The 6,395-nt window shown below is 57.4% G+C and carries 5 protein-coding genes; 3 read left to right on the plus strand and 2 right to left on the minus strand.

Going from position 1 to position 6,395, the window contains the following annotated elements; all coding sequences use genetic code 11:
- A partial coding sequence (locus CH74_RS19110; protein ID WP_216594799.1) for a hypothetical protein occupies window positions 1-227 on the plus strand: 227 nt, incomplete at its 5' end.
- On the plus strand, window positions 139-1,875 hold the full coding sequence (locus CH74_RS17385; protein ID WP_048308804.1) for a mechanosensitive ion channel family protein: 1,737 nt from the start codon (window positions 139-141) through the stop codon (window positions 1,873-1,875). The genes CH74_RS19110 and CH74_RS17385, both read left to right, overlap by 89 nt.
- Before the next feature lie 86 nt (window positions 1,876-1,961).
- On the opposite strand, the gene CH74_RS17390 is transcribed toward CH74_RS17385, so the two are convergent.
- Window positions 1,962-4,247, minus strand: coding sequence for an FdhF/YdeP family oxidoreductase (locus CH74_RS17390; protein ID WP_048308805.1), 2,286 nt, complete (start codon window positions 4,245-4,247; stop codon window positions 1,962-1,964).
- Between the two features lie 365 nt (window positions 4,248-4,612).
- On the opposite strand from CH74_RS17390, the gene CH74_RS17395 reads away from it, so the two are divergent.
- Window positions 4,613-5,458, plus strand: a complete 846-nt coding sequence (locus CH74_RS17395) for a PhzF family phenazine biosynthesis protein (RefSeq protein ID WP_048308806.1) — start codon at window positions 4,613-4,615, stop codon at window positions 5,456-5,458.
- Between the two features lie 151 nt (window positions 5,459-5,609).
- Here the strand turns inward: CH74_RS17395 and CH74_RS17400 are convergent.
- On the minus strand, window positions 5,610-6,395 hold a 786-nt coding region (locus CH74_RS17400; RefSeq protein WP_048308807.1), incomplete at its 5' end, for a UdgX family uracil-DNA binding protein.

The following is a 6,395-nucleotide window of genomic DNA, read 5'->3' on the forward strand; positions in this document are numbered from 1 at the left end:
CTTTTGAGCATCTCGCGGTAACATTCTGCCTTTGTTTCTATTCCAACGTTACGCTCTTCGACTTTCTGTCATTCTCCATGCCGTACCGGATTGCAATGACGAGCGCAGGGCAAGAGCGATTCTTCAAGGTAAGGGCGTATGAAGAAAAATGGCGCGTGGCGGCTGTGGCTGATGGCTGCGGCGGTAGTTATATTTTCCAGTTTGGGCATGGCGCAAGCCCAGGATGAGGGGGGCGAGGAGACGCGCTGGTTTTCCATCGATTCGCTGAACGCGGGACTGGGCGAGGCTCCTAAGGCGGTTAAGCGAACGACGCCTCGAGAGGCGGTCCGGAGTTTCCTGACACTAACTGAAAAGGAGGATTTCGACGCAGCGGCCCATGTCCTTAACCTGTCCGAGCTGCCCCCAGCGGAACGGCGAAAGCAAGGGAGTCAGCTGGCCAAGCAGCTAGCCGAGGTCCTCACCCGTGGCGAGTGGCTCAAGGTTTCCAACCTTTCGGGGCGCCAGGATGCCGCCATCGAAGACCCAGCAGGCAAGCATCCTCAAACAGGTGTCCCACGTCGAAATTTGAAGTTGGCAGCTCTTACGGCCGAAGGCGAAACCTACGATATTCGTTTGGGCCGATATCGAGTGGATGACAAGGAACCTGTCTGGCTGTTCATGCCGGATAGTGTCTTGTCGGTCCCTATGCTTTATGAGGAATACGGTCCTTCCGTATTAGAAGAGTATATTCCTGAGCGCTTAAAAGCCCCGCTGGGGATTCTCAAGATTTGGGAGTGGATCGCCATCCCAATTTTCCTGCTGGCGGTTGGCTTGGTGGGAATGGGAATCCACTACCTGGTCGGGTTGATGGCCCGCTGGTTGCCTTCGGGCTCGCGCACCATCTTTGTCGAACGAATTCGCATGCCGGTAGTGCTCATCGTTGTGTCGCTGGTGACCCAGATGGCGCTCGACTACGTGGTATCTTTTTCAGCAGCGGCAACAACCACCTTCCGCGTGCTGCTGATAGCCATTCTGGCTTGGGGAGGCGGTGCGATCGCGCTTCGCCTTGTCGATACCCTCATGCTGAAAATGACCCGGCAACTCGTGGAGAAGGATGGCGCACCCCAATCCCGAGAAGATCGCCGATTGCTGACGTCACTCTACGCGTTGCGCCGGCTCATCATCTTGATCATGGTTACCGTTGTTTCGATCTATGTGCTGAGCAAGATTCAGCTCTTCGAGTCGATGGGCTTATCTCTTTTGGCCTCGGCCAGTGTCCTGACGGTGCTGGTGGGTATTGCAGGTCAAGCCGTACTTGGCAACATTCTCTCTTCGTTTCAGTTGTCGTTGGCGAAGCCCATACGCATCGGTGATCTTATAGAGTTCGAAGGTCAATGGTGCTATGTGGAGGGTATTTTTTACACGTTCATTCGCTTGCGAGTCTGGAATGAACGGCGCTTGATCGTGCCGGTCACGTACTTCGTTTCCAGGTCCTTCGAGAACCTGTCGGTCAAGAGTACGGTGGAATACAGAAGCCTGGAGATGACGCTTCACTTGAGCGCCGACATCCAATGCCTTAGAGAAAAGTTCCTGGAGTATGCGAAAGAGGAAGAAGACGTCATCCAGCACCACAAGCTTTCGTGTTATGTGACGGGGCAAACCGAGATGGCCCAGACGGTCGCGTTCTATCTCATGACATCGGACCCCTACTCAGGCTGGATTGCCGAAATGAATCTTCGGGAAAGGTTAATGGCCTTTATCCGGGACAACCATCCTGAATGGTGGCCAAGAGGGGTGATGGTCATAAGTCAGCAGGATATTGCTCGCGGCGAAGGTCCGAACAGCCCCAAGGTAACCATGACGGACAGTCCCAGTGAGGGCCACCACGGTAACTAGACGAAAGGAGCGTTTGCCCAGAATGACATGGATTCAATGAGCCCGCCTATTCGGCAGGCTCATTGCTTCTGCCGGAATAACAACGGTTAGGCTTGATCACGCTCCACCCGCACCGGCACGGATTTCGAACCCGGTGTTTTCGACAGCACGTCGTGGTGGGTCACCGGTACCAGGACGTTGCACTCCGGGTAGTAGGACGCCACGGTTCCCACCGGAAGACGGAAAGGCGTGATCACAAGCCCCCCCAAGCGTCGGTCCACGCTATCGTCCAGGTCCGTGATCAGTTGCACTACGTCGCCTTTCTTGAAGCCTGCGCGTTCGATGTCCTCGGGGTTCATCAAAAGCACGTCCCGGGTGCCCTCGATGCCGTGAAAACGATCCGAATACCCATAAATGGTAGTATTGAACTGATCGTTGGAGCGAATCGTGAGCAGGTTGTAGCGGCCCGGCTTCTGATCGTATCCTCGCGACGTCATCATCTTCGGTGTCGTGAACAGCGCCTTCTTTTCCGGGGTCTTCCAGATGCGTTTATGGGCGGCGATGCCTCGGTAGAAACCGCCGGGCTGGAACATGCGTTTGTTGTAATCGCCGAAGTCGTCCGGGTAGGTCTTCTCGATCAGATCCCGCACCAGAGAGTAGTCCGCGGTCCATTCGTCCCACTTGACCTTGGGGTTGGGGGGCAGCAGCGCCTTGGCGATGCCGGTGACGATGGCAAGCTCGCTCTTCAAATGACGAGAGGCAGGCGAGCGGTGCCCAGTGGAGCCGCTGATCATGGCAAAGCTGTCTTCCGTCGAGATCGCCTGAGGCCCGCTTGCCTGCTTATCGACCTCGGCGCGGCCCAGGCAGGGCAGGATGTAGGCGGTCTTTCCGGGGTAGAGATGGCTGCGGTTGAGCTTGGTCGAGACCATCACCGTTAGATTCTGCCGCGACCAAGCCTCTTCGATGCGTTTTTGATCCGGCACCGCCCGCAGCAGGTTGCCGCCCAGGCACATGCTGGCCTTGACCGAGCCGTCGAGGATGCCCTCGACCATATCGACGATGGTGACGCCATCCTTGGTCGGCGGCTCGAAGTCATAGAGTTCGCGCAGCTTGTCCATGGGCACGAGTTCGGCTTTCTCCGCGATGCCCACGGTACGCTGACCCTGAACGTTGGAATGACCGCGTACCGGACAGGCGCCGGCGCCGGGCTTGCCGATGTTGCCCCGTAGCAGCAATAGATTGACCAGCATGCCCACGTTGACGGAGCCATGGGTGTGCTGGGTCAGGCCCATGCCGTACACACCGATGACGCTCTTGGCCTTCATGTAGACGTCCGCTGCGTCCTTGAGCGCCTCTTTCGTAAGGCCACTGTCGGATTCGATCTCATCCCAGCTTGCCGCTTTCACCGAATCCAGAAAGCTGTCGAACCCTTGGGTGTGCTCCTCGATGAAATCCACATCGAGGATGCGCTTGCCGCCTTCGCGCTTGGCCGCCTCGTCCGCGTCGATCACATGCTTGCAGATGCCCATGATGGCGGCCACGTCGCCGCCGGCGCTGAGCTGATGATACTGATCGGAGATCTTCGTCTGATGGCCGGTGGCCATGTCGACGGGGCTTTGAGGGTCGACGAAGGCCACCAAACCCTGCTCGATGATGGGGTTGAAGGTGATGATCTTGGCGCCGCGCTTCTTGGCATCCTTTAGCGGGTGAAGAAAGCGCGGGCTGTTGGTGCCTGGGTTCTGGCCGAAGAAGAAAAACGCATCCGCCTGCTCCAGATCCTCCCAGACGATGGTGCCCACCGGGGAGCCGATCACCTTTTTCAGGCCCACGGAGGTAGTCTCGTGGCACATGTTGGAGCTCTGGGGCAGGTTGTTGTTGCCGTATAGCCGCGCCATCAGGGCATAAAGATAGGAGGCCTCGAGACCCGCATGACCCGAGGCGTAGAACACCGCGCTCTCCGGCTCAAGCGGCTTGAGTTCTTGTGCGATTCCGTTGAACGCAGACGGCCAGTCGATCTCTTCATAGCGGTCGCTGTCCGGGTTGTAGCGCAGGGGATGGGTCAGCCTGCCGGTCTTCTCCAGTTCGTGATCGGTCCAGGAGCGCAGCCCGGCAACGGTATGTTCCTTCCAGAACATGGGCGTGCAACGATCCATCGTCAACTCCCACATCACCGCTTTTGCGCCGTTTTCACAAAACTCAAAGGCGCTGTAGTTCTTGGGCTTGGGCCAGGCGCAGGAATTACACATGAAGCCGCCGGGCTTGTTCATCCTGCGCAGCGTATCCATGGCGCTCGGCGAGGCGGACGCTTCGATGGATATGCTGGTGATGCCTTTCACCGAGCCCCAGCCGCCAGCGGGCTCGTTACTCTCAACGACACCGTCTTCCTTGCTCATGCGCGTTCTCCAATTGTATTCACGGTCCCACAATCCCTACTGTCAGGATCGGATTGCGACAGGAGGGTAAATTCGCGTTGCTTTAATTAGCGCGACTCTCTGAGCCCCGAATATCACAATAGCAAAAGGGGGCAATACTTTTAGTGCACCCGTAAAGGCAGGTCTTGCATTTTGTCCTGGCGATTACCAAAAAGTTCATGGCTTTGTTGAAAGCGTGGGATCAGTGCTTGCTGTGGGATCTCATAACGCTTAGCGGCAAGGCTCCCTTTCCTTCCAGCTAAATCTGGGATTGGGAATCAATGCGGTGTTATTACATCCGCTAAGTTCAGAATGCGAGTCATGGCTCACCGATCAGGAGTACTTTCATGAATGGCACCCTCTATCGACTTTCCGCGTTCACTCATGACCCCTTGGGCGGTAATCCCGCTGGGGTCTGGCTGGGTGAAACGCTACCCGATGCCGCTACCATGCAGCGCATTGCGGCAGAAGTTGGCTATTCCGAGACGGCGTTTATCGCACCGCTTCAGGGGAAGGCGCGGAACGTGCGGTACTTTAGCCCCCAGGCTGAAGTCAGCTTCTGCGGTCATGCCACCGTGGCTAGCGGTGTGGTGTTGGGACGCCTGAACGGGGAGGGCACCTACGAGTTGAATACCGCCGTGGGCACGGTGCCGGTGGTTGTACGTCAGATAGATAATGGCTGGCAGGCGTCGTTGACCTCGGTGATGCCGGACTACCAGGCCGCCACGCCAAGTTTAGTCAAAGAGGTATTGACGATTCTCGGCTGGCAGCTTTCGGAGCTCGATACCGAGCTGCCACCGGCCAAAGCCTATGCCGGGGCTTGGCATCTGGTGCTGGCGGCAGCATCAAGAACACGACTTGACCGGCTGGACTATGATTTTGAGGCACTCAAGGCACTGATGCTGCGAGAGAATTTGACCACGCTTCAGCTCGTCTGGCGCGAATCTGCATCGTGTTTTCATGCGCGCAATCCCTTTCCAGTGGGTGGCGTGGTGGAAGATCCAGCCACCGGCGCTGCGGCTGCAGCATTGGGCGGTTATCTACGTGAGGCAGGATTGATAGAGGCACCTGCCCAACTGACGATCCATCAAGGGGCAGCGATGAGGCGGCCAAGCCTGCTTGAGATCGACATACCATGCGGTGGCGGTATTCAAGTTACGGGTATGGCGGTGGATATTCCGCGTCAAGCATAGCTTCTGCACCGTCGCGATAGCGCAAATATCGCGCTTGATGACGAGCAATGCATAATCTGGCATGGCTGAACGATTTGAAGGCGCATGGCAAATTATAAGTTCGTTTTCTTACTGAACGGCAACGTCGTCAGAAGGGGCCGAACTACGCCCATCACTTGATACCCAGCGAGTTCAGTTTTTCAGCGGCCACTTGCAGATCCGCCACGAAGCGTTGGAATTCCCGAGGGTTTTCGCCGCTGCGCAGCAAATGAGCAGGATGCACGGTGACCAGATACTGACGCCCCTGTCCTGCAAGAAGCTTGCCTCTGTCTTGGGCGATGCGTAAGTCTTTGCCAAGCTGCGCCCGGGCGGCGGTCACCCCCAGGCAGATGATGATGCTCGGCTGTACCCGTTCGATCTCTGCTGCAAGCCACGGAGCGCAGGCATTGATCTCTTCTTCGTGGGGACTCTCATGCAGGCGGCGTCTGCCCTTGGCGTGAAACTTGAAATGCTTGACGGTATTGGTGAGATACAGCTCCTCGCGGCGCAGGTTTGCTGCGGCCAGGGCACGGTTTAGCAATTCTCCTGCCGGGCCGACGAAGGGCTTGCCGGCAAGATCTTCACTATCGCCAGGCTGCTCGCCGATCAACATGATCTTGGCCGGCACCGGTCCTTCGCCAAAAACCACTTGGGTAGCGGTCTCACATAGGTGGCAGTTGCGGCAGTTCTGTGCCGACAGTGCCAATTGATGGATCGAGCCTGACTCGCTTTGCTGTATTGCCTCGTCCAGTTCTTGGGCAGGAGTTGCAGGGCGCGGACCGCAGCGAAGCCGCTCCGAAGATTTGGCGTTGCGTGCCATGACCGCGACCCGTTTGTCCGCCTCTTGGATCAATGTGGGTATGAGCCGGGACTCCGGCAGATTCTTCCAGTACTTCTGGGGCATTTCCGCCATCATGGC

The sequence above is a fragment of the Halomonas sp. PR-M31 genome, assembly GCF_001039575.1.
In the GTDB taxonomy this organism is placed as follows: Bacteria; Pseudomonadota; Gammaproteobacteria; order Pseudomonadales; family Halomonadaceae; genus Modicisalibacter.

Excerpts from the sequence above, each read along its gene's own strand:
- CH74_RS17395 (WP_048308806.1), top strand. The coding sequence starts at position 4,613 with ATGAATGGCACCCTCTATCGACTTTCCGCGTTCACTCATGACCCCTTG.
- CH74_RS17385 (WP_048308804.1), top strand. The coding sequence starts at position 139 with ATGAAGAAAAATGGCGCGTGGCGGCTGTGGCTGATGGCTGCGGCGGTA.
- CH74_RS17390 (WP_048308805.1), bottom strand. The coding sequence starts at position 4,247 with ATGAGCAAGGAAGACGGTGTCGTTGAGAGTAACGAGCCCGCTGGCGGC.